3 protein-coding genes and 1 pseudogene are annotated in these 4,336 nt (G+C 68.9%); all 4 read left to right on the plus strand.

Features of this window, described 5'->3' with window-relative positions:
* Positions 1 to 229 (plus strand): annotated as a pseudogene (locus ABR571_RS09530) (hypothetical protein); the annotation flags it as partial.
* Positions 230 to 367: 138 nt separating this feature from the next.
* Positions 368 to 1,303, plus strand: a complete 936-nt coding sequence (locus ABR571_RS09535; RefSeq protein WP_409452956.1) for a sialidase family protein — start codon at positions 368 to 370, stop codon at positions 1,301 to 1,303.
* Between the two features lie 329 nt (positions 1,304 to 1,632).
* A complete protein-coding gene (locus ABR571_RS09540; protein ID WP_409452957.1) occupies positions 1,633 to 2,634 on the plus strand; it encodes a YncE family protein in 1,002 nt (333 codons plus the stop codon).
* Between the two features lie 175 nt (positions 2,635 to 2,809).
* A complete protein-coding gene (locus ABR571_RS09545; protein WP_409452958.1) occupies positions 2,810 to 4,315 on the plus strand; it encodes a S8 family serine peptidase in 1,506 nt (501 codons plus the stop codon).
* Positions 4,316 to 4,336: the final 21 nt, after the last annotated feature.

Here is a 4,336-nt window from a genome sequence, read left to right on the forward strand (position 1 = left end):
CTACAGCTTCTCGTGCACCGACAACGTCGCGAACTTCCTGTCCGTCACCTGGAATCCCGCCGACGGCTTCAGCTTCGAAGACCTGTGGGCCGAACCGGCGACCGCGGACGGCACCAGCGGCTCCGGGGTTTGGTACGGGCACGGTGGTGCGCAGTACGGCTACTTCGAGATCTCGACTCAGTCGGGGTGCAGGTGGACGGTGCAGGTTAGCTACGTCGGCTGGCACTGACCTGTGCGCCGCGGCGAACTCGCCCGCGCCAATGAGGTCGGACGCCGCGAAGCTCAGAGCCGCTTCAGGCCGGCGTTCGACGGACTGACCTGGTCCGATCCCGTGATCGTCCCGCCGCCGACGACCAAGGGTGGCTTCATGGACAAGAACTGGACCGTGTGCGACAACCACCTGGCGAGCCCGTTCTACGGGCACTGCTACACCGAGTTCGACAGCTTCTCCGGCGGCAACCTCGAACTGATGAGCACGTCCACCGACGGCGGCGTGACCTGGGGCGCGGCGACGTCGACCGCCGGCCACGACAAGGGTCTGGGCGGTCAGCCGGTCGTCCAGCCGAACGGCAACGTCGTCGTTCCGTTCGAGAGTCTGAACAACAAGATCGAGTCCTTCATGTCGACCGACGGCGGAGTCTCCTGGGACGGTGCCGTATCGGTGTCCAGCGTGCACACCCATCAGGTGGACGGTGACCTGCGCACCAGCCCGCTCCCGTCGGTGGAGATCGACGCGGCGGGCCGGGTCTATACCGCCTGGCAGGACTGCCGCTTCCGCGCGAAGTGCGCCGCGAACGACATAGTGTTCTCGACCTCGAGCAACGGCACCGATTGGACGAAGCCGGCTCGCATCCCGATCGACGACGCCACCAGCAGCGCCGATCACTTCATCCCTGGGCTCGCGGTCGACCCGGCGACCACCGGAAGCAGGGCGCACCTCGCCCTGACCTACTACTTCTATCCGCAGGCTGCGTGCGATCCGGGCTGCCAGCTCGATGTCGGCTACATCTCCTCGCCGGACGGCGGCGCCCATTGGGGTGCGGCCACCAAGCTGGCCGGACCGATGAGCCTGAGCGACATCGCTCAGACCTCGCAAGGGGCGATGGTCGGTGACTACATTTCGACGTCGTTCTCCAATGGGTCGGCCGTCACGATGTTCTCCGTCGGGCAGCCGCACACAGCGACCACGTTTGACCAGGCGATGTGGGCACCGACGACGCCGCTGTCGGTCACTTCGCTCGCGGGTGCGACCCGGCCCGCTCTCGCGACCGGCGCCGTCCAACACCTGTTGCGCGAGGACTAGCCGGCGGGGGTCGCCTTACCGGTCGCGCTCGAGTTGGTGACGGTCTCGCGCCATCGGCTCCCGCTGCACGGCCGGACGCAACGGCGCACGCCGCTGGAACGTCTTCCACGTCAGACGAGGTCCTCTCTGGCGGGCGGCGGTGGCGAGCGGTGAGAATCAGTGTGCGATTGGGCTGTATCGGATGCTTGGTGGCGCTGAGCGCGTGCAGTGGTGGTGACGTCGGCCCCGCCGAGCACGTGCGCGGCGGGCGTGGTCCCTCCAGTTCACTCGGCCAACGACCGAGTCCGCGGACCGCTGGGACAGCCACGACTGGCAAGACGATCGAACCGGTGCTTCCCCACCTCATTCCGGCCGGCCGGATCGTCGGGCCCTGGCGGGCCACGGCCTTCGGTGGGGCGGCCGCCGGCGACCGCATACTGACTGCCGGCGCACGTGGTCTGTACACCGTCGGAAATGCTCCGAACGGCGCGACGTCCATGACCTATGTGCGTCGCGTCGACCCGGTGACCGGACGCGTCCTCGCTCAACATGGCGCAGCGGCGGTGTCGATTCCGGGAGTTCTGGCCGACGGCGGGCTGTGGGTGGCGCAACGAGCTGCTGCCAAGTGGGAACTGGTGCTGCTCGACCCGAAGACTCTCGCCGCGAACGCCTCGCCTGAGGCGGTAACCACCGGGTCCGATCCGGATGTCCAAGCGATGATCCTCGGCGCCGTCCCGGGGCGGCATCGGCTCTACCTGCTCCACACCCGGACGATCGAAGTGGTCGATACCGCTCGGCGCCGAGTGGTCAACACCTTCCGCCTCCCCGCTGAACCCAGCGGGGCTGTCGTGGACCCCAGCGGCGAGCACATGTACGTGTCCAGCGGCGCCTATCCAGCCGAGCGACTGCGAGTGCTCGATCCGGACACCGGCCGCCCGGATCCTCGGCCGATCTACCGCGATGTCACTCATGGTGGGTTCCAACCCATCGCGGCATCCCCCTCCGGGGTTTGGATCGAAGCCGGCAGCGGCATGGAGCGCACCGCCACCTTCCACCCGCTCACCGATCTCCGTCACGCCACCGGCCTGCGCTCCCAAGCCGCCGGCGGATGGGGAACGACAGTCACCGTCTACTCGCGCACCGCATGGCTCGGCAGCACCGGGCTGGTCGCCTGCCTCGACCCGGCTACCGGCAAAGCCCGCGCCACAGCAGGGCGGGGCCCGTCCAGCGCCGAGCACGAGAACGTCAACGCAATCACGCAGATCGGTCACACCCTGGTGGCTCAGCTGAGCACATCCGACTTCGAACCCACGCTGGTCCACCTGACGCCACCTGACGTGTGCCTCAGCTAGGCGCTGACTGCTCACCCGACCGGACCTGCCCCTGGAGTACGACCCCTCGGCGACTCTGTCAGCTTCCGGCTTTGCAGAGAGTTGCCTGTCGCGACCCTTTTTTGCGGCCAGGACCGGCTGTTACGTTGCGCCCATCAGCGCCTTCGCGCGCCCGCTCGTCATCGGGAGTCGACGCATGCCCATTTCCAGTGTCCGGCGATCCGCTGGACTGCTCCTTGCTGTGCTGGCGCTGGCTGCTTTGTCGGCCGTTGCCCTGACGCGCGCACGCGCGCAGGTGCGGGCGGTGCTCATGCAGCCGTCCGTCTCCGAATACGCGCAGGTCACGGCGTCCGAGACGCCGCCGACCGAGGCGCAGTGCGAGTCCGTCGGTCGCCGCTGCTTCACGCCCCAGGCGATCCGCGCGGCGTACAACGTCGGCCCGCTTTACGCCCAGCACCTGGACGGCAGCGGCATCACGATCGCGATCGTCGACAGCTACGGCAACGACAACATGGCGCACGACCTGCACGTGTACGACCAGGCCTTCGGCCTGTCCCCGCTGTGCGGCGAGCAGGACGTCACGTGCACGGCCGGGATGCCGTGGTTCCGCACCGTCAGCTTCCAGGGCTCGCCGGCGACGAAGGCCCCGCCGCCGACGGCCAAGTCACCGGGTCAGGAAGCGAAGTCGGCCTGGGCGCTCGAGACATCACTGGACGTAGAGACGGCGCACGCGATGGCCCCCGGAGCGAACATCCTGCTCGTCACCACCCCGACTGCCGAGACGCTCGGGGTCCAGGGCCTGCCCACCATGATGAACGCCGAGCAGTACGTCGTGGATCACCACATGGCCGACGTCATCTCGCAGAGCTTCGGCACGGCCGAGGACGCCTTCGGCAGCTCCCAGTCTCTGTTGACGTTGCGTCACGCCTACATCTCCGCGGCCCAGTCCGGCGTGACGGTGCTCGCCTCCTCCGGCGACTTCGGTTCGGCCGGAACGTCGAAGCAGCCAGTGGGCCAGGGTGGCGCGCTGCTGCCGAACCCGACGGTGGGCTGGCCGGCCTCCGACCCGCTCGTCACCGGGATCGGCGGGACCTACCTCTGCACCGACCCGACTGCCACGTCCGGTCGCATCGTCGACAGTGCCGATCCGCCGGTGAACTGCCAGAACAACCCCGGGCAGGCGGAGATCGGCTGGATCGACGCCGGCGGCGGCTACAGCCACATCTTCAGCCGGCCGTCGTACCAGGACACGCTTCCCGCGGGAAGCACCCCGATCCCGCCATCGGCGCGCGGCGTTCCGGACGTCGCCTTGCAGGCCAGCGCGCGCACCGGCCCGCTGATGTACGTCAGCCTGCCGCCGGACGGCGACAGCGGCCTGCTCTGTGGCTCCGCGCCGTGCAGCACGGGTTGGTACGACATCGGCGGCACGTCGGTGTCCTGCCCCGAATGGTCCGGGCTTATCGCGATCGCCGACCAGATCAACGGCGGCGGCCTCGGACCCATCAACCAGGCGCTGTACACCGTGGCCGCGAACCCGGCCTCCTACGCGTCGGACTACTACGACGTGACGGTGGGCAACAACGCGGCGTTCGCGCCGGACGTGCCCGGCTACTCGAACTCGCCCGGCTGGGACCCCGTCACCGGCCTCGGCACCCCGAACGCCGCGAACCTGCTGCCCGACCTGGTCGCCGCCGCGCACTGAGGGATGCGCACGGGTCAAGCG

It is taken from the genome of Jatrophihabitans sp., assembly GCF_046262535.1.
GTDB lineage: Bacteria > Actinomycetota > Actinomycetes > Mycobacteriales > Jatrophihabitantaceae > Jatrophihabitans.